General features: G+C 43.3%; 21 protein-coding genes and 1 other annotated feature. Of the genes, 8 read left to right on the forward strand and 13 right to left on the reverse strand.

From position 1 onward, the window contains the following. Positions 1-227: 227 nt before the first annotated feature. The gene (tyrS, locus tag JOC95_RS15550; protein ID WP_204418131.1) at positions 228-1,487 is read right to left on the reverse strand and encodes a tyrosine--tRNA ligase; all 1,260 of its coding nucleotides are present in this window, start codon (positions 1,485-1,487) and stop codon (positions 228-230) included. 54 nt (positions 1,488-1,541) lie between these two features. Beyond that, positions 1,542-1,766 (reverse strand) — a binding site (T-box leader). A gap of 136 nt (positions 1,767-1,902) precedes the next feature. Here tyrS and JOC95_RS15555 point away from each other — a divergent pair. After that, positions 1,903-4,830, forward strand: coding sequence for a transglycosylase domain-containing protein (locus JOC95_RS15555; protein ID WP_204418132.1), 2,928 nt, complete (start codon positions 1,903-1,905; stop codon positions 4,828-4,830). 48 nt (positions 4,831-4,878) lie between these two features. On the opposite strand, the gene JOC95_RS15560 is transcribed toward JOC95_RS15555, so the two are convergent. From JOC95_RS15560 to acsA, 4 genes are all read right to left on the reverse strand, one after another. Continuing rightward, positions 4,879-6,108, reverse strand: a complete 1,230-nt coding sequence (locus JOC95_RS15560) for an MFS transporter (RefSeq protein WP_204418133.1) — start codon at positions 6,106-6,108, stop codon at positions 4,879-4,881. Between the two features lie 93 nt (positions 6,109-6,201). After that, positions 6,202-7,176, reverse strand: coding sequence for a nuclease-related domain-containing protein (locus tag JOC95_RS15565; RefSeq protein WP_204418134.1), 975 nt, complete (start codon positions 7,174-7,176; stop codon positions 6,202-6,204). Between the two features lie 88 nt (positions 7,177-7,264). Further along, positions 7,265-7,483: a hypothetical protein gene (locus JOC95_RS15570; RefSeq protein ID WP_204418135.1), complete on the reverse strand. Its 219-nt coding sequence runs from the start codon at positions 7,481-7,483 to the stop codon at positions 7,265-7,267. 72 nt (positions 7,484-7,555) lie between these two features. Continuing rightward, on the reverse strand, positions 7,556-9,274 hold the full coding sequence (gene acsA / locus JOC95_RS15575; protein WP_204418136.1) for an acetate--CoA ligase: 1,719 nt from the start codon (positions 9,272-9,274) through the stop codon (positions 7,556-7,558). A gap of 217 nt (positions 9,275-9,491) precedes the next feature. Between acsA and JOC95_RS15580 the strand changes: the two genes are divergently transcribed. The 5 genes from JOC95_RS15580 (at position 9,492) to motB (ending at position 13,729) form a co-directional block, all read left to right on the forward strand. Further along, positions 9,492-10,124 carry a GNAT family N-acetyltransferase gene (locus JOC95_RS15580; protein ID WP_204418137.1) on the forward strand — a complete coding sequence of 211 codons (633 nt, stop codon included), beginning with the start codon at positions 9,492-9,494 and terminating at the stop codon, positions 10,122-10,124. A gap of 45 nt (positions 10,125-10,169) precedes the next feature. Next, on the forward strand, positions 10,170-10,814 hold the full coding sequence (locus JOC95_RS15585; RefSeq protein ID WP_204418138.1) for an acetoin utilization AcuB family protein: 645 nt from the start codon (positions 10,170-10,172) through the stop codon (positions 10,812-10,814). Then, positions 10,811-11,986 (forward strand): acetoin utilization protein AcuC, encoded by a 1,176-nt coding sequence (locus JOC95_RS15590; RefSeq protein WP_204418139.1) that lies wholly within the window; start codon positions 10,811-10,813, stop codon positions 11,984-11,986. Before JOC95_RS15585 ends, JOC95_RS15590 begins: the two co-directional genes overlap by 4 nt. A gap of 200 nt (positions 11,987-12,186) precedes the next feature. Further along, the gene (gene motA, locus JOC95_RS15595) at positions 12,187-12,981 is read left to right on the forward strand and encodes a flagellar motor stator protein MotA (RefSeq protein ID WP_204418140.1); all 795 of its coding nucleotides are present in this window, start codon (positions 12,187-12,189) and stop codon (positions 12,979-12,981) included. Next, a complete protein-coding gene (gene motB / locus JOC95_RS15600; protein WP_204418141.1) occupies positions 12,974-13,729 on the forward strand; it encodes a flagellar motor protein MotB in 756 nt (251 codons plus the stop codon). The genes motA and motB overlap by 8 nt, the downstream gene beginning before the upstream one ends. A gap of 72 nt (positions 13,730-13,801) precedes the next feature. Here the strand turns inward: motB and motS are convergent, their stop codons facing one another. From motS to JOC95_RS15620, 4 genes are all read right to left on the reverse strand, one after another. Next, a complete protein-coding gene (gene motS, locus JOC95_RS15605; RefSeq protein WP_204418142.1) occupies positions 13,802-14,554 on the reverse strand; it encodes a flagellar motor protein MotS in 753 nt (250 codons plus the stop codon). Next, positions 14,551-15,366 carry a flagellar motor protein MotP gene (gene motP, locus JOC95_RS15610; RefSeq protein ID WP_204418143.1) on the reverse strand — a complete coding sequence of 272 codons (816 nt, stop codon included), beginning with the start codon at positions 15,364-15,366 and terminating at the stop codon, positions 14,551-14,553. Before motP ends, motS begins: the two co-directional genes overlap by 4 nt. 104 nt (positions 15,367-15,470) lie before the next feature. After that, positions 15,471-16,469 (reverse strand): catabolite control protein A, encoded by a 999-nt coding sequence (gene ccpA, locus JOC95_RS15615; protein WP_204418144.1) that lies wholly within the window; start codon positions 16,467-16,469, stop codon positions 15,471-15,473. A gap of 422 nt (positions 16,470-16,891) precedes the next feature. Beyond that, positions 16,892-17,968 carry a bifunctional 3-deoxy-7-phosphoheptulonate synthase/chorismate mutase gene (locus JOC95_RS15620; RefSeq protein ID WP_204418145.1) on the reverse strand — a complete coding sequence of 359 codons (1,077 nt, stop codon included), beginning with the start codon at positions 17,966-17,968 and terminating at the stop codon, positions 16,892-16,894. 170 nt (positions 17,969-18,138) lie between these two features. On the opposite strand from JOC95_RS15620, the gene JOC95_RS15625 reads away from it, so the two are divergent. Then, positions 18,139-20,277: a cell division protein FtsA gene (locus JOC95_RS15625; RefSeq protein ID WP_204418146.1), complete on the forward strand. Its 2,139-nt coding sequence runs from the start codon at positions 18,139-18,141 to the stop codon at positions 20,275-20,277. A gap of 37 nt (positions 20,278-20,314) precedes the next feature. On the opposite strand, the gene ytxJ is transcribed toward JOC95_RS15625, so the two are convergent. From ytxJ to JOC95_RS15640, 3 genes are all read right to left on the reverse strand, one after another. Continuing rightward, complete coding sequence (gene ytxJ, locus JOC95_RS15630) at positions 20,315-20,641, reverse strand: bacillithiol system redox-active protein YtxJ (protein WP_204418147.1); 327 nt, start codon at positions 20,639-20,641, stop codon at positions 20,315-20,317. Positions 20,642-20,719: 78 nt separating this feature from the next. Then, the gene (locus JOC95_RS15635) at positions 20,720-21,205 is read right to left on the reverse strand and encodes a YtxH domain-containing protein (RefSeq protein ID WP_224839296.1); all 486 of its coding nucleotides are present in this window, start codon (positions 21,203-21,205) and stop codon (positions 20,720-20,722) included. Between the two features lie 13 nt (positions 21,206-21,218). Further along, the gene (locus JOC95_RS15640) at positions 21,219-21,653 is read right to left on the reverse strand and encodes a DUF948 domain-containing protein (RefSeq protein ID WP_204418149.1); all 435 of its coding nucleotides are present in this window, start codon (positions 21,651-21,653) and stop codon (positions 21,219-21,221) included. Between the two features lie 242 nt (positions 21,654-21,895). Between JOC95_RS15640 and JOC95_RS15645 the strand changes: the two genes are divergently transcribed. After that, the gene (locus JOC95_RS15645; RefSeq protein WP_204418150.1) at positions 21,896-23,011 is read left to right on the forward strand and encodes an aminopeptidase; all 1,116 of its coding nucleotides are present in this window, start codon (positions 21,896-21,898) and stop codon (positions 23,009-23,011) included. Positions 23,012-24,254: 1,243 nt separating this feature from the next. Here JOC95_RS15645 and murC read toward each other — a convergent pair. Continuing rightward, positions 24,255-25,565, reverse strand: coding sequence for a UDP-N-acetylmuramate--L-alanine ligase (murC, locus tag JOC95_RS15650; RefSeq protein WP_204418151.1), 1,311 nt, complete (start codon positions 25,563-25,565; stop codon positions 24,255-24,257). Positions 25,566-25,695: the final 130 nt, after the last annotated feature.

Below are 25,695 nucleotides of genomic sequence, written 5' to 3' on the forward strand. Positions count from 1 at the left end.
GTACGGCTTGATGTTTTACTTCTCGTGTAAATTTAGTCAACTGAAGTACACCTCCTATTGTTAGATGTGTGTCCAACAAAAGGGGTGCACTTCTCTTCGCCTGTGGGGTCTCCACTAAACGCTGCCTTCCGCAGGAGTCTTCGCCTATTGCTCCAATCAACAGCTAGATACATAATAGCAGCTATTAGAAAAGAGGTGGACATATATTCCACCTCTTTCCACTAATTTTAGTATTTAATTAGGAAGTACTTCTTCTTCCCTCTTCTGATTACGGTGTATTCGCCTTCGATACGGTCGGAGTCACCGAGTACGTAAGCAAGGTCCTGCACTTTTTCGCCATTGATGGAGATGGCACCGTTTGTGATATCTTCACGGGCCTGGCGCTTGGATGGCGCGATCTTGCTTGCTACAAGCAATTCCACAAGTTGCAGCTGTTCTTCCTTTTCAATTGTAAAGGAAGGTACATCTGCAAATCCCTGCTTGATTTCATCAGCTGTCAATTCAGAGATGCTTCCGCTGAACAGCGCTTTGGAAATACGGATCGCCTGCTCAAGGGATGCTTCCCCGTGCACCAAATTCGTCACTTCTTCTGCCAGGCGTTTATGCGCTGAGCGTTTTTCAGGTGCTTCCTGCAACTCATTCTCAAGCTCCATGATTTCTTCGTGAGATAGGAATGTGAAGAACTTCAAGTATTTCACAACATCACGGTCATCCGTGTTGATCCAGAACTGGTAGAACTCGTAAGGAGAAGTCTTTTCACGATCCAACCAGACCGCTCCGCCTTCCGTTTTACCGAATTTCGTGCCATCAGCTTTCGTTACAAGCGGAATCGTCAATCCGAATGCCTTTGCATTCTCTTCAGACTTACGGATCAATTCAAGACCCGCAGTGATGTTCCCCCATTGGTCACTTCCACCGATTTGAATCTTACAATTCTGCTCTTTGTATAAATGTAAAAAATCCAAAGACTGAAGAATCATGTAACTGAATTCGGTGTAGGAGATTCCTGATTCAATACGGGATTGCACAGAATCTTTTGCCAGCATGTAATTAAGACCGAAATTCTTCCCTACATCGCGAAGGAAAGTGATGACATTCATTTCGCCGATCCAGTCATGGTTGTTTGCGATTACCGCAGGGTTATCGCCGGCTTTGAAATCAAGGAATTGAGAAAGCTGATTTTTGATCCTGTTGGACCAGTCCACGACGATATCTGACGTATTCAATGTACGTTCCGCTTTCTTTCCGCTCGGGTCTCCGATCAGCCCTGTAGCTCCACCAACCAATGCAATCGGATGATGACCATCCTGTTGGAATCTTTTTAACGTCAAGATAGGCAGCAAGTGCCCGATATGCAAACTATCACCTGTCGGATCAAATCCGGAGTACAATTTAACCTTTTCCTCGGATAATATCTTCACCAATCCCTCTTCATCTGTAACCTGATTCACTAAGCCCCTGAATTTTAAATCCTCTAATAAGTTCATGTTTTTTGCTCCTTTTGTTCAAAATAAACACAAAAAAACCCATCCCTCCATAACAGAAGGGACGAGTTTATACGCGGTACCACCCTAATTGAAAAGCACTATGCTTTCCCACTCAAAAATGTAACGGTTTTCACCGTCTTTTGCTACTAGGCCGAATTCGCCGTTCCCAAAAGATGCTCAAGGAGGTAATTCATCTATAGGGGTGTACTGATTTGCACCAACCATCAGCTCTCTTTAAGCAAGCCCATATACACTACTCTTTCCTGTCTTCGCTCTTATGTTAAAAATAATATACAGTCTTTTTATCACAAGCGCAAGCCCAGTGTCAACAAAATCCTGGAAAAATTAAAAATTTTGTCGCTAGAAATCCGCTATATGCTATAATTAGTATGATTTGCCGGGGGGTAGATAAATTATGTCAAACTACGACAAGTTCAAAGAGAAAACGCAGTCCTTTTATCAGATTTTCGTCAATAAATACACGAAAAAGGGCGCAAACATTACATATTTAGTAGTGTGGAATCTAATCTTGATTTTCCTTGTCATCGGATTGATCGGGGCATCATTCGCTGGCGGTGCAGGTGCAGGATACTTTGCAGCACTCGTCAAAGATGAAAAAGTCCGGTCCTATGAAGATATGAGGAAAAACATTTACAACTATGAAGAGTCAACAGAAATGTTTTTTGCAAACGATGTGTACCTAGGGAAATACCGTGCGGATCTCGTTCGTGAGGAAGTGGCCCTGGAGAACGTATCCGAGCATTTGATCAATGCCCTTGTTTCAACCGAGGATGAGTACTTTTTCGAACATGAAGGCGTCGTGCCAAAAGCGATTGTCCGCGCCCTTGTACAGGAAGTGACAAACTCGGCCAACCAGACAGGGGGAAGTACCCTGACACAACAGCTGATCAAGAACCAGGTACTGAGCAATGAAGTATCCTTCGACCGTAAAGCGAAGGAAATCCTTTTAGCCCTGCGTCTTGAAAACTACTTCAGCAAAGACGAAATACTCGAAGCTTACCTGAATGTTTCACCATTTGGAAGAGATTCTTCCGGTAGGAACATCGCAGGGGCACAAACGGCGGCAGAAGGAATCTTCGGCGTCGATATCAGCGAGCTTACGATTCCGCAGGCAGCCTTCATCGCCGGGCTACCGCAAAGTCCATTCGCCTATACGCCATTCACAAGATCCGCGGAAGTGAAGGATGAGGCCGGATTGGCTCCTGGCCTTGAAAGAATGCGCTATGTGCTTCATCGCATGAATGCCATGGGCAAAATAACTGATGAGCAGTATGAGGAAGCCATTGCGTACGACATCACAAAAGATTTCACTGCACCGACGAATTCAGCGATTGAGCAATATCCGCATGTGACGTTTGAGATTGAAAATCGCGCAAGGGGTATCATATCTGAGCAGCTGGCTGTCCAGGATGGATATGAAATTTCAGACTTGGAAACCAATAAAGACTTAAGAGCCGAGTATAGAAACCTTGCAGATACTGCGCTTAGACAAAATGGTTACCGGATATATACAACAATTGATAAAGAAATCTTTGACAAGATGCAAGTAGTGAAGGACGACTTTCCATACTTTGACGTAACTCACAAATTCAAAGAGAAGACCGATCCAGAAACAGGTGAACTGCTGGACACAAATATGGAGCAGGTCGGGGCAATTATGCTAGACAATAAGACCGGAGCCATTAAAAGCTTCGTTGGTGGGCGGGATTTCTCTATTTCCGAGGTTAATTTCGCTACAGAAACCTATCGTCATAATGGATCGACGATGAAGCCACTGCTAGGGTATGCCCCTGCTTATGAATTGGGGACATTACAGCCTGGAAGCATTTTGGCCGATACCCCGATGTCAGTCGAGCAACCTGATGGATCATTTTGGGAACCGACAAACTGGAACTTGAAATTCAACGGCCTGGTTACAGTACGTGATGCAGTAAGGTTATCCCATAACCTTGCCGCAATTCGCGGGTATATGGGAATATTGGATAAGGATCCACTTGATTTTCTTATTAAACAAAATTTTTCTCAAATCGATAAACAGTACGATGAGGGTAATTTCTCGACCGTACTTGGTGCTCCTACTTACGGAGTGTCTGTAGAGGAAAATACTGCAGGATATGTTACTTTTGCCAATAACGGAAATTACCTTAAACCATATATTATTGAGAAAATCGAATCCAAAGATGGGGAAATTATCTATGAGCATAAAGTGGAGCCAGTGCAAATCTACTCTCCTCAGACAGCTTACTTGATGATTGATACGATGCGGGATGTTATGAGCAGCCGCGGTACTGGTGGACCTGCCGTTAAAAATCTTCAATTTTCGGCAGACTGGTCCGGGAAAACAGGTACCACCCAGGATACAGAAGATGTCTGGATGGTTGCCTCCAACCCTAACATCACGTTTGGATTATGGCTCGGTTATGAAGAAAAAAGAAGGCTGACCAACGATCCTGGCTATACGCCGACACAGCGAAGCCAAATGCTCTGGGCCCAGCTGTTGAATGCAGCATATGAAGTGAACCCGGAATACATTGCACCAACAGAACGGTTCCAGATGCCAGGCGGAATTGTAAAGCGCAGCTATTGCAAGCTTTCCGGCATGCTGCCATCCGATTTGTGCCGTCAAGCCGGTCTTGTCGGGGAGGATCTCTTCAACGCAGCATTCGCACCGACCAAAGTGGACGATAGCTTGACTGTTGGTAGATACGTCCAAATTGGCGGTGTCGCATATGAGCCACTTGGTTCTACACCTTCAGAATTTGTAAAAGAAGGGCCGATGTTAAAGCCTGATTTCTTAAAGAAACTGCAAATCAAAGATGTTGAAGAGCTGGCAAAATATATGGAAAATAAATCAATCTTTGATAACCTTACTGTCCTATCGACAGATCCGTTACCGGTCAACAACCAGGCTCCAAAGCAAGTAGGCGGAGTAAGCATCTCCGGCTCGACGCTTTCCTGGTCTGCAAGCCCGGAAAAAGATGTGATTGGATATTATGTTTATCATTCTGCAAACAGTTCAGGCTCAGCTAAGAAAATTGCTTCTGTTCCTGCAGGAAAGTCAACAAGTACGAACCTTTCTCAAGGAACTGGATTCTATTATGTTGTAGCGATCAATGCCAGTGGAAAAGTTTCCGCTCCATCAAGCTCAGCAAAACTTGGAGATCCAGATAAGAAAGAAGAACCGAAACCTGAACCTAAGCCACCAACCACTCCACCACCTGGAGGCGGCAATAATGGCGGAGGAAACGGAAACGGAAACGGTAATGGCGAAGGTGACGACAACTCCACCGATCCGCCACCTGATTCCAATGGTGATGATTAATATAAAAAAGAGCTCTGAGACGAAATTTGTCTCAGAGCTCTTTTTCCTTTATCCTCTACTTTCCCCTGCAACACTTACGTGCTTCTTCTTAGCTGATTGGAATAAAGAAGTTCCGATTGCGATCAAACATGTAGTGATTAATGTTCCGTGCAGGATCCACACCATATGCGGCATGCTCATGTTGCTAAGTAGCATGGTAGCTGCAAAGAATCCGATGGCAAAACCAAGTGACTTGAGCAGCATGCCTACCGCGAACACCCTTCCCCGGATGTAATTATCCGCTTTTTGCAGCAGGCTTGCATGAAGTGTTGTGAATCCTGCATCAAAGATACCTGTCAGGAAGGCAAAGGCAAGCACAACAGGAACCACGGTACTTGATAAAAACGAGATAAACCCAAGCGACATGAACATGGCACATACAAAGAACACCATATATATTTTCTCACTTCTGATGATGCTTAGACGTGGGATGGTATAAGTGGCAAGCACTGAACCGATTCCCCACACCCCCCAGATCAAACCGTAGTAAAAGCTCTGGCGCTCTGGACTTATATCCTCGGCAAGGAGCGGAATACCAAGATTGTGGGAGCTACCCGCAAAGGCCCCAATCAGGAAGACAACATTGATTTTCAGTAGCATCGGTGCACGCTTCAGGTATTGAAGAACTTCCGAAATATCCTTGCCGATGGAAATGATGTTTTGTCTGACACCTTTGATTGCTTTTGTTTCAGGTACTGCCATATTCCACTTCAGCCGCCATAGTACAATTGCAGATAATATATACGTCCCTGCATCAATCAACAATGTGTATTTATATCCGAGCATTTCCGTGATCACACCAGCCCCTATAAAACCGGTTACCAGGCTGACAGAGGTCAGCCTCGCAATCAGGGAGTTGGTTTCGATGATTTTATCCTGGCCGAATATCTGCGGGATCTCCGCGCTGAAGCTGACCATGAAAAAGCTGTTGATAAATCCAATCAAACCTGATACGACGATGATCATGATGGGATCAGGAAAAGGGATGAGCAGTAGTATCAGGCCTGCACGTGCAAAATCCGTAAACAGCATAATCGATTTACGGTTCCATTTATCAGCCGCCACTCCTGACACCAAGCTTGCCAGCACTCCCCCGACCGTCCTTGCTATCATTGTCGCAGCCAGCCAAACCGGACTGCCGGTCGCCGCATACACAACCACATTCAAAACTATGAGGTCCATAAAAGAACCAAAATCAGATAGTGCCTTCGTATACAAAAATAACTTATGATTTCTCAATGCTGCTTCCCCACTCTCAAGTTCTTGTATTTATTGTAAGCTTGCGGGAAGTGTTTCGCAATACGAAATTTATGTGTTGGGAAATAAAATTGTTTAGGGGAGGATGTATTTTAAGTATCTATTTTTTCCTTGGGTGGTTAAATTCATAGGAGCAAGCAGCCTTCTGGCTCTAACAGGATCAGCTATATGGAGGAAGTCACATAATTCTTTAATAGAGGCTGTTTTACTAATTAGGAGTGCGAACTCATTTAGAGCATTGATGTGAGCTTTTTTACATGTATGTTTACAGTGATGGCATTTCCATCTGGCATTCCATCTTTCCATTGCCAGTTCGCTGCATTTCGGACATCTGACACCTGTTAGCAATTCTGGAATGGATATTTCATAGTAATCTAGGAGATTAATTTGCAATGGGGTGTTGTGTTTAAGGAGGCTGTTGATGACTTTTCTCATCTCTTTCTTGTTCCAACCTGGAGTACCGTACTTACTAATGAGTTTTTCTATTCTGAATGATAGAGCCGTATTTTTTACGACCATTTCTTGGACTAATTGAGGGTTGGAAAGGGACTTTACTATTCCGTTAGGATTTGTTAAAACTACTAACATCTCACCTGGTATGGGTGGTACATCTATTCCTGAAAGCCATTCTCTGAATTGACTATATTGCCTTTTCACTTGAAGTATCGGCTCTGTCATTGCCTTTTCTACCTGTTTGCCTGACTCATCTGTTCTAATTTGGATTAATTGCTGGTGGTTAGGGTCGAACAAGAGGGTGCCAGTTAAGTTTTTCACTTCAAGGATGATGAAAAAGGATGGAAATAATAGTAGAGTATCGATTTGGAAGTAGTAGTCTTTAAAGCGAAGTCGAATATTGTGAAGGATTTTGAAATCAGTTCCGCGGATTAGCGAAAGAAAATAATCCAGTGAGTCCTCACCGTACTCCCCCGCTTTTCTTTTCTCTAAGTCATTTCTAATCCGCTCATACTTGGGATGGCTTTTGGGCAAGCGACTTAACAAAATGGCTAGAATTGTGATAATACCGGCAGTCTCACGTAGTTTTTTAATCAAAAAATCACTCCTTTTTTTGTACAGGATAAGAATTCGGTATTTAAGCTGAAACTCCTGCTGATTCGGGAGCTTTTTCATAACTATTTGATTAGTTCATATGGTAGATAATTTCTATCGGACTTTTTTCTGGCTCTATCGAACTTTTTTTGAGGTTTATCGGACTTTTTTTGAGGTCTATCGGACTTTTTTCAGGCTCTATCGAACTTTTTTCCAAATCTATTGAACTTTTTTCGACTTCTATCGAACTTTTACAAAATATTTCCATATAGAACAAAGCATCACATATTCCGTCAAATAAAACAGCCATCCCCTCCAAAGGGGATGGCTGCTCCACATGACTTCGTCAACGTCCAAAGTCGTAGTGTAAAATTTCGAAAAATCAGTCCTCCATCGTCGACAGGTCACCAGTCGGCAGGTCAAGCTCCCAAGCCTTCAGGACGCGGCGCATGATCTTCCCGCTTCGTGTCTTAGGCAGCTTATCACGGAACTCGATTTCACGAGGTGCTGCATGGGCTGCAAGCCCGCGTTTCACGAACTGTCGGATTTCCTCTTTCAGCTCATCTGTCGCTTCATGGCCGTCACGCAGTGCAACGAAAGCCTTGATGATCTCCCCACGGACAGGATCCGGTTTACCGATGACTCCCGCTTCTGCTACAGCCGGATGCTCGACTAGCTTGCTCTCCACTTCAAATGGTCCGACCCGCTCGCCTGAGGTCATAATGACGTCATCGATACGGCCTTGGAACCAGAAGTATCCTTCTTCATCCATATAGGCGGAGTCGCCGGAAACATACCAGTCGCCTGGCATGAAATAGGATTCGTATTTTTCTTTGTTATTCCAGATTGTATGCATCATGGATGGCCAGCCTTTTTTAATGGCAAGGTTCCCCATGCGGTATGGTGGCAGTTCGTTTCCTTGGTCATCGACAATCGCCGCTTCGACACCCGGGATCGGTTTGCCCATGGAGCCCGGTTTGATTTCCATGCATGGGTAGTTACAGATCAGCTGTGCACCGGTTTCCGTCATCCACCAAGTATCATGCACGCGCAGGTTGAACACTTTTACTCCCCAGCGGATTACTTCCGGATTAAGAGGCTCCCCTACACTCAGGATGTGACGAAGCGATGACAGGTCATACTTCTTCACAACCTCGTCCCCAGCTCCCATCAGCATACGGAACGCAGTCGGAGCGCTATACCAAACCGAAACGCCGAAGTCCTCGATTGTCTGATACCAAGCCTCGGGGCGGAAACGTCCTCCCACAATGACGTTTGATGCACCGGCCAACCAAGGACCGAAGATACCGTAGGCAGTTCCTGTTACCCAACCCGGGTCTGCCGTACACCAGTATACATCCTCTTCCTTAAGGTCCAATACCCATTTTGCGGTCTGATAATGCTGTACCATCGCGTTATGCACATGCAGCACACCCTTTGGTTTACCAGTGGATCCACTTGTATAATGAAGGACTAGTCCGTCCGTCTTATCCACCCATTCAATCTGCAGCTTTTTGCTTGCATCCTTCATACGTCCGTTAAAATCAATAAAAGGTCCTTCTTCTTTTACATTTTCTCCTACTAGCACGACATGCTTTAAAGCCGGCAGGCTATCGAACGGAATGCGCTTGAAAAGTTCTGGCGTCGTCACGATCACCTTTGCTTCACTATCCTCCAAGCGGTCCTTAACGGCACCTTCCATAAAAGCCTCGAATAAAGGCCCTACGATGGCACCTAATTTGATCGCACCGAGTGCTGCAAAATAAAGCTCAGGTGAACGGGGCATGAAAATGAAAACTCTGTCCCCTTTTTCCACATCGCACGTCTGGCGAAGGATATTGCCCGCTTTGTTGGACATTTCCTTCATTTCCTTAAACGTGTACTTTTCATCACGTTCAGGGTCGCGGTAATAAAGTGCCACTTTGTTCTTTCTGTGAGTCAAGGCATGACGGTCAATCGCTTCGTATGCCACATTCACTCTTCCTGTTTCGGCAAAACTGAAGCTCTTTTCCACTTCTGCCCAATCGAAATTATGGTAGGTTTGTTGATAGTCTTCGAGATTATAGTTCCCCTTTGTTACTGGTAGCGCTTCCACTTTCATCTACAACTCCCCCTTATGTAAAATATACCCTCTATTATAGTATAGTTTTTATTTTTTCTCAATTTTTTAAAAAATCGGTGTAATCACATGAATTATTTCCCGATTTTTAGTAGACTTATAGTTAGCAGGTATGTAAGCGTTTTATTTCTCTTGTTTTTTTTCAGTAAAGTGAGAAAATAGTTTTATACTATCGTAGGCAAAAGTGGGTGAATGATTGTTGGAACATAGAAAAACTTATAATGCAAAAGAAATCAAAACGAAAAATAGCCGCTTGATTATAGAAGGACCGGTAACGCCGGAGAAACTCGCAAGCTATGAGTTCCATGAAGATCTGATAGCTTTCAGGCCGCCTGCCCAGCAGCGAAAGGCATTGATCGAGATAGCGGGGCTTCCGGAGGGAAGGATCCTGATTGCTCGGACACATGATACGATCGTTGGATATGTGACTTATTTATATCCTGATCCGATGGAAAGATGGTCGGAAGGAAAAATGGATAACCTGATTGAGCTCGGGGCCATCGAGGTTGTGCCAGAGGTCAGGGGAAGCTCCGTCGGCAAGACTCTTCTTCAGGTATCGATGATGGATGAAATGATGGAAAATTATATTATCATAACGACTGAATATTATTGGCACTGGGATTTAAAGGGTACCGGCCTCAATGTATGGGAATATCGAAAAGTGATGGAAAAAATGATGAATGCCGGCGGCTTGGAATATTACGCAACCGACGATCCGGAAATCAGCTCCCATCCGGCCAACTGCCTGATGGCAAGAATCGGGAAAAACATTGATGCAGAATCTGTACAGAGATTTGATCAGCTCCGCTTTCACAACCGCTTCATGTACTAGCATATGATGTCTTAAAGGAACTTGCTTTACAAGGAGGAGAGACTTTTGATCGTTGAACGAATAATGAAAAAAGATGTTTTTACGCTTCTGCCATCCGATACGGTGGAACAGGCACTTCAGCTGATGGAGAAAAAGAGTATCCGTCATATTCCGATCGTCAATGAAAAACAGCAGCTTGTCGGGATCATTTCTGACAGGGATGTGCGTGACGTACTGCATTCTTCTCTGTTTGAAAATGCAGGCAAGGAGGATTTGAATCAGCCTCTTTCCAAAGTGATGAAGACCAACCTGCTTACCGGGCATCCCCTGGATTTCGTCGAAGAGGTCGCTGCACTTTTTTACGAATATAAGATTAGCTGTCTTCCGATTGTAAAGGATTCGAAATTGGTAGGTATCTTAACGGAATCAGATCTGCTATACACCTTTATCCAGCTGACGGGCTCCAATCAGCCTGCCTCTCAATTCGAGGTGAAGGTGGAGAATATCTCAGGCAAGCTCTCGGAACTGACATCCATCCTTAAAGAGAGAAAACTTAATATACTGAGTGTCCTAGTCTATCCACATGAGGACGAACAGTATAAAATCATTGTATTGCGCGTTCAAACCATGAATCCGACCGGGGTAATCAAGGATTTGCAAAAAGAAGGCTATGAGGTCCTTTGGCCCAATCTGCCGGGAGTCACTTCATGAAAAAAGCGGTTTTTGTTTACTCGGATGATTTTCAAACCTATAAATTCAGCGAGAATCATCCCTTCAACCAGCTAAGAGTGAAACTCACGTATGATTTGCTCCAAAAAGGCAATCTATTTTCCTCCGGGGATGTGGTTCCTCCCCGGATGGCAACAGATGAGGAATTGGCATTGGTTCACGATCCAAAATACATCGAAGCTGTGAAACTCGCTGGCAAGGGACTATTGCCGAAAGAAAAAGCAAACAATTACGGACTTGGAACAGAAGATACCCCAATCTTTCCAAATATGCATGAGGCGAGTGCCCTGCTGGTCGGAGGCACATTGACTGCTGTCGACTATGTGATGAGTGGGAAATCGGAACATGCATTGAACCTTGGTGGCGGGCTCCACCACGGATTCCCTGGAAAAGCTTCCGGCTTCTGCATCTATAATGATAGTGCAGTGGCAATCAAATATTTACAGGAAAAATACAATGCACGTGTTTTGTATGTGGATACAGATGCCCATCATGGCGATGGTGTACAGTGGGCGTTTTACGAGGATCCCGATGTATGCACCTTAAGCATCCATGAAACAGGGCGGTATTTGTTTCCCGGAACAGGGAATGTGAATGAGCGCGGACAAGGGGACGGCTATGGCTACTCCTTCAATGTGCCCGTTGACGCGTTTACCGAAGATGAATCCTTTCTTGAAGTGTATGAACAGGCGTTGACCGAAATTGCAGCCTTTTTTAAACCTGATATCATCTTGACCCAAAATGGTGTGGATGCACATTATCATGATCCCCTTACCCACCTCTCGACCACGATGAAGGTATTTAGGGAAATACCAAAGCTTGCCCATAAAATCGCCCATCAATATTGCAACGGGCGCTGGATTGCCGTCGGCGGGGGCGGCTATGATATCTGGCGTGTCGTACCAAGGGCATGGTCGCATCTTTGGGCTGAGATGACTGATAATCATAATGTCACCGGAGCGATTCCAAAAGAATGGTTAAACGAATGGCAGGCGAAGGCCCCTGTAACCCTCCCTCCAGAATGGGAAGATCCGATAGACATGTACAAAGCCATTCCGCGCAAGCAAGAAATAACGGAGAAAAACAAACAGATCCTTTTAAAAGCACTTTACCCGATCAGTCATCTAAGGAATGAAAACCACAACATAGGCTGAGCCAATCTAAAACACTTTTCCGACCAATAGGGAAAGTGTTTTTTTGTTTTGCATCTCGCATGTACTTTGAAAAAAATTAAAAATTTTCCTCTATAAAAAGATAAGAGATTTTGTCGAAATAATAAAAGAATGAATTTTCTTCAACGATAGGAAGCCTTGTATGAACAAAAGTTTATTTAATAGGAACAGGTGGGTATTTCATGGACAAAACCTCGGTAGTAGGTCTAATTTTAGGATTAATAGCGGTCGGAGTGGGAATGTTTTTTAAAGGAGTTACACCCGCTGCGTTAATCAATCCAGCAGCACTCTTAATTATATTTTTGGGAACTGTGGGTGCGGTAACCATTGCCTTTCCAACTTCGGAGATCAAAAGAGTGCCAAAGCTTTTTGGTATATTATTTACAGAAAGAAAACTAATGGATCCAATAGAGTTAATTAAAACTATCTCAAGTATGGCTCAAGTTGCGAGAAAAGAAGGATTGTTGGCACTTGAAGCAACAACTGTCGATATAGAAGACGAGTTTCTAAGGAATGGTCTAACCTTGGCGGTGGATGGACAAAGTGCCGAATTCATTAGAGATGTATTATCAGAAGAAATTGAAGCGATGGAAGAAAGACATCAATCAGGAGCTTTGATATTTACTCAAGCTGGGACATACGCCCCCACCCTGGGAGTACTCGGGGCAGTCATCGGATTAGTTGCTGCATTGAAATATATGAACGATATTGACGGACTCGGCCAGGCAATAAGTGCAGCATTCATTGCAACATTACTTGGTATTTTTACTGGTTATGTGCTTTGGCATCCATTTGCCAATAAGCTGAAGAGGAAATCAAAACAAGAAGCCAAATTGAAATATATGATGATTGAAGGAATATTATCCATTCAGGAAGGCGAATCTCCAAAGGTTATTGAACAAAAGCTCTCTTCCTATCTGCCTACAAGTGAAAGAAAGAAAATCTATGAAGGAAATGAAGGGTTGAAGGATGAGTAGAAGACGGAAGAAGCATCACGATGATGAACATATTGATGAGTCCTGGTTAATTCCATATGCTGACCTTCTGACACTTCTATTAGCGTTATTTATTGTATTATTCTCGATGAGTTCCATTGATGCAAAAAAGTTTCAGGCGCTTTCTGAAGTTTTTAATGAAGTTTTTTCAAATGGATCCGGCATTCTTGAATATCCAAACCCAGTTTCTAAGGAGAACGCAGCTGTTATTGATGTACAAGATGAGATCGAGCCAGATGAGGAAAAAGATGAAATTGATCATAAGGCTGACATGCAAGAACTTGAATCCATCAAAAAGAGGATTGACTCATATATCGCAGAAAAAGATTTAAGTAAGATGCTGGACACTTCATTAACAGATGAAGGGCTGCTGGTCCTAATACGGGATAATGTATTATTTACATCAGGTAGTGACCAGGTAAGAACAGAAGATATGGAGATAGCCAAGGAAATTTCAGATCTTTTAGTGATAAACCCACCAAGAAACATCATCATTAGCGGACATACAGATAATGTTCCAATCAACAATTCGAAATTTGCATCTAACTGGGAATTAAGCGTGATGCGAGCTGTAAATTTTATGAAGATCATCATCGAAAATGATAGACTAGATCCAAGTTGGTTCAGTGCCAAAGGATTTGGGGAGTTTGAACCCATCGCCACCAACGATACCGACGATGGAAAAGCACAAAATAGACGAGTGGAAATATTAATATTGCCAAGAAACTAACGTCAAACCAATGTCGGTTTGGCGTTTTTTTCATCTCTAAAATATCTTTCCCCCAAAGAAAAAAGACCAATGTTAATTGATCTTTTCCTCATACTGCGGATCTGAAATGACTATTTCGACCCTTCTATTCTTTTGAAAATTTTCAGTTGAAGTGTTTGGTACGATCGGTCTTGTATCCCCATACCCTACTGCTACAAACCTCTCGGAGTCGAGATCATGCTCAGCAACGAGGTAACGGATGACACTGCTTGCCCGGGCAGCGGACAATTCCCAGTTTGATGGGAACTTTTCAGTGGAAATCGGCCTGTTATCCGTATGTCCTTCCACTTTCACCAAATTTGGTATTTTCGTCAGTAACGTACCTACTTTATCCAAGAAAGGGTAGGCTGTTGGAAGGATTCGTGCTTCTGCCGTTTCATAGAGTACTTTTTCTTCCAGGACGAGCACGATTCCACGTTCAGTGCGATTTGCAAGTACGACATCCTCCAGGTCGTTCTCTTCCAGGAATTTCTGTACTTCATGCAATAGCTCTTCGAGAGTTTGCTCACTTTCCTGTGGATTCGTCTGATCTTCTTCTTTGTTGTTTGTTGATTCCGTCTCGACAGTGAAATCAGTAGGATGATCAAAAGGGACAGCAGAAGGATAATAATCCAATATATTCGTCTCTTTGAATGATTCTGCAACTGCTTTGAATTTCACCAAATCTATCTGTGACATCGAAAATAACAAGATAAAGAATACGAGTACAAGCATGAAAAGGTCGGAAAATGTCACCATCCATAGCGGTGCACCTGGTGCCTTTGACGATTTTCTCTTCCTGATCATCGTACAGTCTCCTCCATCCCCTCCATCACTTCCACTTCTTCTTTTTCACGATCTTGGGCAGTCAGGAATGCAGATAACTTCTCTTCGAGGATTTTCGGGTTCTGGCCGGATTGGACTCCGATGACCCCTTCAATGATGATCTGCTTCATAAATACTTCTTTTTCTGTCTTATTCCCCAATTTATTAGCCATCGGCAAGAAAACGAGGTTGGCCAATAGGGAGCCATATAATGTCGTCAAAATGGCAATCGCCATGTTGGGACCGAGCGTAGTAGGATCATTTAAATTGTTCAACATGAGGACCAACCCGATCAATGTACCGATCATTCCCCATGCAGGTGCATATTCACCCGCTTTTTCCAATATGTTTTTCCCTTTTAAGTGGCGTTCTTCCATGGCACTTATTTCAGCGTTCATAATATCATGAATGACCTCTGGGTCCACGCCATCCACTGCAAGGAGTATCCCTTTTTTTATAAATTCATCTTCCACATCTTCAAGTTCTGCTTCCAATGCCAATAGACCTTCTCTTCTTGCACGGTCAGAAAGGCGGACAAATGTTTCAATGAGGGCAGGCAGTTCCGTTTCTTCCCGGGAAAATGTCGCCTTCAGCACTTTGGGCATCAGCTTCATTTCTTTCAGATTAAAAGTGATGAAGAGCGCGCCAGTGGTACCTCCCAGTACAATGAATAAGGACGCAGGGTCCAAAAAGCTTGCAGCTCCGGCAAATCCAGAATTGCTTAATATTCCAAAGGCAATCATCGCAAATCCAAGTACAAGTCCAATAGGTGTTAACATATCAAGCTTTTTCATACTTTCTCCCCTGACCTTACAGCGCTTTTTAAAATTTTTGATATAAAAAGAGGACAAATTTTAAATCTTTTTGTCCTCTTTTACTATCTATATCGACAGTTTTTTTATTTTGTTGAGCGCCTAAATTCAATTCGATGGGGAAGTACGACAGTTTGTTCTTCGACTTTTTCCTTGTTCATGAATTTGGTCAATAATCGCATAGCCACAGCACCGATATCATACATCGGCTGAACCACAGTCGTAAGCGTCGGGCGAACCATCGTAGCAAGACGGGTATTGTCAAAGCCGATGACTTCTATATCTTCCGGGATATTAAGTCCGTTATCCTGTGCACCGTGAATCACGCCAAGTGCCATTTCGTCCGTGCCTACAAAGATTGCGGTCGGTCTATCTTCCAAGCTGATGAATTTCTCTACAGCTTCAATCCCTGAATCATAGCTATAATCCCCTTCGATGACGATTTCTTCATCATAGGAAATGCCTGCTTCTTTAAGGGCATTTTTATAACCTGTCAATTTCTTCTCGCCATTGATAGGTTCGTCAAACAGTCCGGATACATATCCAACACGCTTATGTCCTTTTTCAACTAGGGCAGTAACCGCATCAAAGGCAGCTTGGACATAATCGATGGTGACGGATGGCACTTTATTGTCCCTTTCAATGGATGCTGCAAGAACGATCGGTACAGGGGATTTTTCAAATTCTGCAGCAAGGTCCTCTGTAATATTTCCGCTCATGAATACGATTCCATCTACCTGCTTGCCAAGCATCGTATTTAAAAGATGCATTTCCTTATCCACGTTTTGATCTGAGTTGCTCAGGATGATATTGTACTTATACATCGTCGCTATATCTTCTATTCCACGTGCCAGTTCTGCGTAGAAAATATTGGAGATATCAGGGATGATGACACCGACAGTTGTGGTCTTTTTGCTTGCAAGTCCACGAGCGACAGCGTTCGGCCGGTATCCTAATCGTTCAATGGCTTCCAACACCTTTTTCCTTGTGGTCGGTTTTACATTAGGGTTTCCGTTCACTACACGGGAAACCGTTGCCATGGATACATTCGCTTCTCTGGCAACATCATAAATTGTTACGTTCATTCAAACACACACTCCTTCATTTACATGCATCTATGTAGGTAAAACAGTTTTATATAAGATAATAATGGCAATTTCTGCGCATTTATTTTATTATCATACGTTATTATGGTGGGACAAGCAACGAATTTACTGCCTTTTTGTTCATCTTGCCCAATCAAGGGTAAATTATTTGTTTTTTTCGTGATAAAAAGCTTTTTTAATCAAACGCTCTGTAGAGCACCGCTGTAGATTTCCGCACTAGGCGCAGCGACCCAAGGGGCGTTTGTGGAGCCTCCTCGGCTTCGCCTGCGGGGTCTCCACTAAACGCTTCCTCCCGCAGGAGTCTTCGCCTATTGCTCCAATCGACAGCTATTATCCTGAAAATATGCTTTTCACTAATAAAAAGACGAGCAGCTTTTGTGCTCGTCTTGGTTGGTTATCTTTTATGATTTATAAGCATAATGGCTGCGGAGCTCTGTGATGAATTCATTGAACATATCGATGTCCATCTGCTGTGCAGAGTCGGATAACGCAACTGCTGGATCAGGGTGGACCTCTGCCATGACGCCGTCTGCTCCGATTGCGAGTGCAGCTTTTGCTGTAGGCAATAGAAGATCTCTTCGTCCTGTTGAGTGTGTCACATCGACGAATACCGGTAAATGCGTTTCTTTTTTCAAGATAGGCACGGCGGAAATGTCCAGCGTATTTCTGGTGGCACGCTCGTACGTCCTGATTCCACGTTCACAAAGGATGATCTGGTCGTTTCCTTGTGAGATGATGTATTCTGCTGCATTGATGAATTCATCAATCGTTGCTGCAAGTCCGCGTTTTAAAAGGACAGGCTTTCTCACTGCACCTGCTGCCTTCAATAATTCGAAGTTTTGCATATTTCGTGCACCGATTTGGATAACATCCACATAATCACATGCTGTTTCAATATCTGCAGGATTGATGATTTCACTGATGATTGCCATGTCGAATTCATCGCCTACACGCTTCAGGATTTTCAAGCCTTCCAAGCCCAGTCCTTGGAAATCATATGGGGAGGTTCTAGGTTTGAATGCTCCACCACGCAATAGCTTGATTCCTTGGGCTTTGGCTGCTTGTGCCACTTGAGCGACCTGCTCGTAACTTTCCACAGCGCATGGTCCCACGATGAAGTGTTGAGAGCCGTCACCAATCTTGACACCCTTGACATCTACAATCGTATCTTCAGGCTTTTTCTTTCTCGATACCAACAGTGCTTTTCTATGATCATCCTTTTGCAATTCAAGTCCAGCTTTGAAAATTTCTTTGAAAAGATGCTGCAAGGTAGATGTCTCGAAAGGACCATCATTGTGTTCTGTGATCAAGTCGAGCATCTTTCTTTCCCGCACAGGGTCATATCGATTTACACCTTGCGCTTCCTTGAGCTTTCCAATTTCCTGTACAAGCTCACCGCGCTTATTGATGACCTCTAATAGTTGTAAGTTAAGTTCTTCTACTTGTTTTCGCAAGGCGTCTAGTTCGTTATGACTCATTTAAATTCATCCTTTCCTTATTTATAACAGCACCAAGTTATGGTACATTTCTATTAATTAGTTATTATAAACGAACAATTAGTGATTGTCACGAAAAATCTCTTTAATAATTAAACGCTTTTAAGCGATAAAGTATTATATGAGCCTTTATAGAGGATGGTGTACCTATTTTGAATGGTAACTCGAAAGTATTTGCATTGGATATCGGGACAAGATCTGTAGTCGGCCTATTATTGGAACAGCAGAACGAGCAGTTCAAGGTCCTTGATATGGTGACAAAGGAACATGAAGAACGCGCCATGCTGGATGGACAGATACATGACATATTGGCAGTTTCCAAGGTAATCGAATATGTGAAAACGGAACTTGAGAAAAAACATGGTCCCCTTACGAAAGTTTGTGTGGCAGCGGCAGGCAGAGCCCTAAAAACGCAGACCGCCCATTCCACCCAGGACATTAAAGGGAAATCGCTGTTTACAGAGAATGATATTTTCCTATTGGAATTGGCAGCTGTTCAAGATGCTCAAGCACAGCTATTGAAGAATGAGCAGGATTCCGCCAATCAATATTTTTGTGTTGGCTATTCGATTCTCCGCTATTATTTGGACGGTCAGGAAATCGGTAGTCTTCTTGATCAAAAAGGTGAGATTGCTACTGCCGAAGTCATCGCCACCTTCTTACCGAAAATAGTGGTGGAGTCGCTCATATCAGCTTTACAGCGGGCTAACCTGCAGCTTGAAGCACTGACCCTTGAACCGATAGCGGCGATCAACGTATTGATCCCTCCCAGCATGCGCCGCCTGAACGTTGCTCTTGTTGATATCGGTGCAGGAACCTCAGATGTTGCCATTACAAGGGATGGAACCGTCACTGCCTATGGTATGGTCCCTGTTGCCGGAGATGAGATCACAGAAGGGTTAAGTGATCATTATCTTTTGGATTTCCCTCAAGCGGAAAAGGCGAAAAGAGAGATGATACATAAAGACCAGATTACTTTCACTGATATTTTAGGTTTTGAACATACTTTAATGAAAGAATCCATGATAGAACAGATCAGACCTTACATTGAAAAGCTGGCTAAAGCCATTACAGATGAAATCAAACATCAAAATAATAGGCAATCACCAAGGGCTGTCATGCTTGTCGGCGGAGGAAGCTTGACCCCCACCCTGACCTCCGCGATTGCACAATACTTGGATCTACCTGAAAACCGTGTGGCAATTCGCGGGGTGGATGCCATCTCTCAGCTGCAACAATCGGACATTTCCATCAATGGACCAGAATTTGTCACTCCGATCGGTATAGCCATTGCGGCAAAGCAAAAGCCGATTGAATATGTATCTGTCACTGTAAATGAGCTGCAGGTGCGTCTATTTGATGTGAAAAAACTCACTATTGGCGACAGTCTGTTGGCTGCAGGTATTTCCATCAACAAATTGGTAGGGAAGCCTGGGCTTGCCCTGATTGTCACCGTTAACGGGAAGCATATCACACTGCCGGGCAGCCTTGGGTCTGCTCCTGAAATATACAAGAATGGCAAGCCCGCGCAAAGCTATGATTCCATCCAAAACGGGGACACCATTGAAGTGAAACAAGGTGTGGACGGAGTTTCCGCATCAGCTACTGTGAGAGATGTGATTGGTAAGGATTTGCCAAGCATCAAGTTAGAGGTTAACGGAACCACACGTGTTATTGATCCGACTCTTCTCATTAACGAAAAAAAGGCATCTTTGGACGATTATTTAAATGACAGGGATAAGATCGTTTTCAATTATCCTTCTATCATCAAGGAGTTATTGACTGAAGAAGAGGATTTCACTCCTTTTGTCCTTTATCTGAACGATGAGAATACGCAGTTCGAGCATTTTTCCAAGAAGCTTTATGTAAACGGGAAAAAAGCAAGCCTGCAGGATGGTTTCTCCCCGGGCGATGTTATTGAATGGAAAGATGGTTCAGAAGCCACAGTAAAAATGTTATCCGTGATCCAAAACTATGAAACGAAGCAGGAAATATCAGTCCAGTACAATGGACAAAAAATTGTTCTTCATAAAACACTGCTTGAATTTTATCGTAATGGGGTGCTGTTGACTGAAGAGGAAACACTTGCCAATGGAGATCACATCCAGCTCATGGTAAGAAGAAAAGAGCCATTTATCTTCCAGGATATTTTCCGGTTTGTAGAAATCGAGAAACCACTCGGTGCAGGTTCTTTTAAGCTGCAGAAAAATGGGGAGGAATCATCCTTCTATGACTTCATTCAACAAGGTGATGAGCTGGATATCAAGTGGGAGAAGAAAGTATACCAATAAAGCAAAAAACGAACGAGCTACATGGGCCCGTTCGTTTTTATTTTACATTTTCCTGAAGGGAAGAATAAGTGATCTTCCAATGGGAAGCATCCCATACTACTTTTCCATCTTTGAAAAGCAATGCCTGTGGAGATTCGTGTTTAATAGAATATGTATCTGCAATATGGTTGGATAAGGCCCTTGCTTCCTGAACATGCAAATAGTACAAAGGAATCTCATTGTGGTCAGCAGCAAAATTTTCAAATTCCTCATAAGCTGCATGACTTATTGGGCAAGTTGTACTGTTCTTAAAGAAAAGAAATGTACCATTCTCTTTAACCAGCTCTTCGAATTGTTCAACAGATTGAACCAATGTTTTACTCATAGCATTACACCATCCTCTAGATTGTCCCGAATTAAAAACGGCGAAGTTATCATATCACTTCGCCGCATTATACTCAAGTTATTTAGTTTCAGTCAGTTGCTTCTCTACATCTTCCAATGCAGCTTTAGTATCTTCTAGTTTCTTTTTCACTTCATCTGTCATTTCATCAGAGCCGCTTTCAATCGCAGTGGCAGCCTCTGAGATGATTTCCTGAACCTGATCCTGAAGATCTGTAGAAACATCACCGTTTCTATCCTTCAATTGCTTCACTTTGTCCATGACTTGCTGTGTCTGTTCAGTGATAGCCTTTGTTAATTGATTGGACTTCTCACGTGCCTGCTCAGCCAAGTCTGTTGAAAAATCAGTCGCTTGCTGTTTCCAGTTATCTGTTCTTTCCTTAAGTTGAGTCGCTTGATCGGTAATGTCTTCACGAAGCTCTCTGCCTGATTTAGGCGCTAAGAAAAGTGCAGTAGTCGCTCCAACGATTCCACCAATCAATGTACCGATTAAAAAGTCCTTTGTGTTGATTCCATCATTGTTTTTGTTCATTTCTTCGTTACTCATTTCCGATTCCTCCTCATAATTTGTTGATTTTGTTTTTCTGTTTTCTCTCATTCCATTTTTCCACAAGCTCCATTGCAACATTGGACCATTGAACCACCTGGGAAACCTTATCCTGATTCTGATCCAACTGATGTGCTACATTATTTGATAACCGTGATACGGAATGATTAAACCCTTGAATGGAATTACCAACATCCTTAACCGCCGTTACAACCGTATTAAGCTGCTGCGATTTATCTTGAATATCATCCATCAAAACGTTGGTTTTATGTAATATCTGCTCGGTCTCTGTCGTGATTCCCTGCATCTGTTTTTCGATACTTCCAAGAGTACCCGCAACTTGATCCAATGTGCCCTGCACAGAACGAAGAGTTTTCGAAACAAAAATTACTAATACTAAAAATGCAATTGCTACGATAATGGCACTCACGTAGAGCAAGTCGATCAAATCTGACACCTCCTGCTGAATATTTGCATACTAGTTGTTTACCCCACATGATAAAGTTTAAACATCTTATACCACTTCTTATTCTATGAAAAAGACAAAATCCCTGCAAAAAAATGCGCTATCAAAGAAAAAATGCATATATTTTTTGCGAATGCGAAATCAAAAAAATTAAACAAACTCCGTGAATTCGGTTACAATAAAATGGTTACATACTAAACTTTATTATATAGGGGGCAATAATCTTGAAAGATCCTCGCATTCAGACTTTAGCCAAAAACCTGATAAATTACTCGGTTAAATTGCAAAAAGGCGAAAAAGTATTAATTGAAAACTTCGGCCTTCAACGGGAGCTTGTTGTCGCTTTGGTAGAAGAGGCATACAAAGCTGGCGGCTATCCGTTCGTATCCTTAAAGGATGTACAAGTAGATCGCGCACTGCTAATGGGTGCAAATGAAGAACAATTCAACATGAAGGCAGATTTTGAAGCAAATGTGATGAAAAATATGGACGCATATATAGGATTGCGTTCCGGCGATAACATCAGTGAACTATCCGATGTACCGGATGAAAAGCAGAAAATCCAGGGAAGCACAGTCGGCAAAAAGGTTCACCGTGACATCCGCGTCCCTAAAACAAGATGGGTAGTACTAAGATACCCTAATGCCTCCATGGCACAGCTCGCAAAAATGAGCACCGAAGGCTTTGAGAACTTCTATTTTGATGTCTGCAACCTTGACTATGGAAAAATGAGCGATGCAATGGATGCACTTGTCGAGCTCATGAACAAGACCGATAAAGTGCGCATTACTGGGGAAGGAACGGATCTCACATTCTCCATCAAGGATATCCCGGCAATCAAATGTGCAGGGGAAATGAATATTCCTGACGGTGAGGTCTATACATGCCCTGTCAGAGATTCTGTTAATGGGATAATCAGCTACAATACGCCTTCTCCTTATCAAGGATTCACTTATGAAAATGTCAAACTGACTTTCAGGGACGGTAAAATCGTAGAAGCTTCTGCAAATGATTCCGACCGCATCAACAAAATCTTTGACACCGACGAAGGTGCACGTTACATCGGGGAATTTGCCATCGGTGTGAACCCGTATATCCAGCACCCGATGCAGGATATCCTGTTTGATGAGAAGATTGACGGAAGCTTCCACTTCACTCCAGGACAGGCATATGAAGACGCCTACAATGGAAACGACTCCGATATCCACTGGGATATGGTCATGATCCAACGCCCTGAATATGGCGGCGGGGAAATCTATTTTGATGATGTACTGATCCGCAAAGACGGCCTGTTCGTCATCCCTGAGTTGGAAAGCTTGAATCCGGAGAATTTGAAATAAGTTTGATTATAGGATGTGAATGGATTCGTGCTCACTGTTATTGGTGGGGCGGGTCCATTTTTTTCGATTTGTTGGATCGTTACGGCTTCATTGAATAAGTAGTTTTCTTTGATTACTCTTTGATTCCCTTACTCTAGCGGGTTTGGGCTGACCCAGGGTATCATTTCTCCCTTTTGATTCACTCTCTCTGGCGGGTTTGACTGTACCAGGGTATCATTACTCTCTTTTGATTCACTCTTTCTGGCGGGTTTGACTGTACCAGGGTATCATTACTCCCTTTTGATTCCCTCTCTCTAGCATTTTTGGCTGACCCAGGGTATCATTACTCCCTTTTGATTCCCTCTCTCTAGCGTTTTTGGCTGATCCAGGGTATCATTACTCCCTTTTGATTCCCTCTCTCTGGCGGTTTTGACTGACCCAGGGTATCATTACTCTCTTTTGATTCCCTCTCTCTAGAGGTTTTGGCTGACCCAGGGTATCATTACTCCCTTTTGATTCCCTCTCTCTAGCGTTTTTGGCTGACCCAAGGTATCATTACTCGCTTTTGATTCCCTCTCTCTAGCGGTTTTGACTGACCCAAGGTATCATTACTCCCTTTTGATTCCCTCTCTCTAGATGTTTTGATACACTCAAGGAATCAATTCCTTTTTAATGCCGCCCTTTCTATTAAACTCTTCACCTACTCAAGGAGACTTTATGATTCATAGGTTTTCGTACCGCATTGCTCCGTTTTGATCTAAGTGACGGCACGATTCGGGCCTTTTCTTACCGTGCCTCTCGTTGATTAGCCCTTGTCACGGTACGATTCAAACATTTTCTTACCGTCCCCCTCCTTTTTTGACTCTTCTCTCGGCATGATTCAGTCCTTTTCTTACCGTCCCCCTCCTTTTTTGACTCTTCTCACGGCATGATTCAGTCCTTTTCTTACCGTCCCCCTCCTTATTCGACCCTCCTCACGGTATGATTCAACACTTTTCTTACCGCGCCTCTCCTTATTTGACCCTCCTCACGGTACGATTCAACACTTTTCTTACCGCGTCCCCCCCTTATTCGACCCTCCTCACGGCACAATTAAGCCCTATTCTTACCTGGTTCGCCTTCCCAACCCGTATTACGTTTTCATTCCAATTCCCCCCCTGTAAGGAAGCATGCACCATCTCCACACCACCTCTTAAGCCCGCCCAAACAAAAAAGAGAACAAGGCATAAAAACTACCTCATTCTCTTTCAATATTCATATATGCTTAATTCGATTCCGCAGTTTGCAGTTTCTCATAAGCTTCCTGGAATTTTGTGATGTCACCGGCACCCATGAAGATGATGACTGCATTTTCATGGCGTGTTAACAACTTAGTACCTTCTTCACTCAGGATTTCTGCCTTGTCGATTTTTTCTTTCAGATCGTTGATTGTCAGCTTCCCTTGGTTTTCCCTTGCAGAACCGAAGATGTCGCAAAGGTAGACAAAGTCTGCACCACTAAGGCTTTCAGCGAACTCATTCAGGAACGTCTGTGTTCTGGTGAAAGTGTGTGGTTGGAAAACTGCGATTACGTCACGATTCGGGTACTTTTGATTCGCTGCTTCGATTGTTGCGCGAATTTCAGTTGGATGATGGGCATAATCATCGATCAATACTTGGGAACCGACCACTTTTTCGGAGAATCTGCGCTTTACTCCACCGAAAGTCAGCAATTGGCTTTGGATGACCTCTACAGGTACTCCTTCATAATGGCACAGTGCAATGACTGCCAGGGAGTTCATGATATTATGATCGCCATACCCATTGATCTTGAACGTCGCATAATGGTTGTTGCGGACGAATACGTCGAAGGTGGTTCCTTCTGTAGACTTCTCGATATGTCTTGCCTGGAAGTCGTTTTCTTCGCCGAGACCATAATAGATGACCGGAACCTTTGCCTGGATTTTCTGCAGATACTCGTCATCACCACAAGCGATGATCCCTTTCTTTACTTGCAGGGCCATTTCCTGGAATGCATTGAAGACATCATCGATGCTTCCGAAATAGTCAGGATGGTCAAAATCAATGTTTGTCATGATTGTATAATCAGGGTGATAGGATAAGAAATGCCTTTTGTATTCACATGCCTCGAATACGAAATATTCACTGTCCTCCGCACCTCTGCCGGTACCATCCCCTATCAGGAAGGAAGTCGGCTTTGCCCCTTGGATGACATGAGCCAATAATCCGGTTGTTGAAGTTTTCCCATGTGCACCTGTTACAGCGACACTTGTGAATTTCTCCATGAACTGACCAAGGAATTGTGGATAACGGATGACAGGAATATTCAATTCATGTGCCGCCACAATTTCTTCATGGGTATCAGGAAAAGCATTTCCTGCGATTACTGTCATATTATCTTTTACATTGTCCTTGTCAAAAGGAAGGATGGTGATTCCCTTTTCTTCCAGACCTTTTTGAGTAAAGAATTTCTTTTCAATATCCGAACCTTGAACTTCAAATTTCATATCGTGAAGAATACCAGCTAAAGCACTCATCCCTGTACCTTTAATACCAACAAAATGATAAATGGTCATGAAAAAACCTCCAACATTTATCTATATATAATCCGTCTGCAGCCTTCTCGCAGTCGAACCGAATAGTAGTTTTTTATTTGCAGGCAATGCCTCCGTAACTTCGATAGTTACAGTATATGATTTACATCTC

The organism is Sutcliffiella tianshenii (genome assembly GCF_016908565.1).
Taxonomy (GTDB): Bacteria; Bacillota; Bacilli; order Bacillales; family Bacillaceae_I; genus Sutcliffiella_A; species Sutcliffiella_A tianshenii.

Excerpts from the sequence above, each read along its gene's own strand:
- tyrS (WP_204418131.1), bottom strand. The coding sequence starts at position 1,487 with ATGAACTTATTAGAGGATTTAAAATTCAGGGGCTTAGTGAATCAGGTT.
- JOC95_RS15555 (WP_204418132.1), top strand. The coding sequence starts at position 1,903 with ATGTCAAACTACGACAAGTTCAAAGAGAAAACGCAGTCCTTTTATCAG.
- JOC95_RS15570 (WP_204418135.1), bottom strand. The coding sequence starts at position 7,483 with ATGGCTGTTTTATTTGACGGAATATGTGATGCTTTGTTCTATATGGAA.
- acsA (WP_204418136.1), bottom strand. The coding sequence starts at position 9,274 with ATGAAAGTGGAAGCGCTACCAGTAACAAAGGGGAACTATAATCTCGAA.
- JOC95_RS15590 (WP_204418139.1), top strand. The coding sequence starts at position 10,811 with ATGAAAAAAGCGGTTTTTGTTTACTCGGATGATTTTCAAACCTATAAA.
- motA (WP_204418140.1), top strand. The coding sequence starts at position 12,187 with ATGGACAAAACCTCGGTAGTAGGTCTAATTTTAGGATTAATAGCGGTC.
- motB (WP_204418141.1), top strand. The coding sequence starts at position 12,974 with ATGAGTAGAAGACGGAAGAAGCATCACGATGATGAACATATTGATGAG.
- motS (WP_204418142.1), bottom strand. The coding sequence starts at position 14,554 with ATGATCAGGAAGAGAAAATCGTCAAAGGCACCAGGTGCACCGCTATGG.
- motP (WP_204418143.1), bottom strand. The coding sequence starts at position 15,366 with ATGAAAAAGCTTGATATGTTAACACCTATTGGACTTGTACTTGGATTT.
- ccpA (WP_204418144.1), bottom strand. The coding sequence starts at position 16,469 with ATGAACGTAACAATTTATGATGTTGCCAGAGAAGCGAATGTATCCATG.
- JOC95_RS15620 (WP_204418145.1), bottom strand. The coding sequence starts at position 17,968 with ATGAGTCATAACGAACTAGACGCCTTGCGAAAACAAGTAGAAGAACTT.
- ytxJ (WP_204418147.1), bottom strand. The coding sequence starts at position 20,641 with ATGAGTAAAACATTGGTTCAATCTGTTGAACAATTCGAAGAGCTGGTT.
- JOC95_RS15635 (WP_224839296.1), bottom strand. The coding sequence starts at position 21,205 with ATGAGTAACGAAGAAATGAACAAAAACAATGATGGAATCAACACAAAG.
- murC (WP_204418151.1), bottom strand. The coding sequence starts at position 25,565 with ATGACCATTTATCATTTTGTTGGTATTAAAGGTACAGGGATGAGTGCT.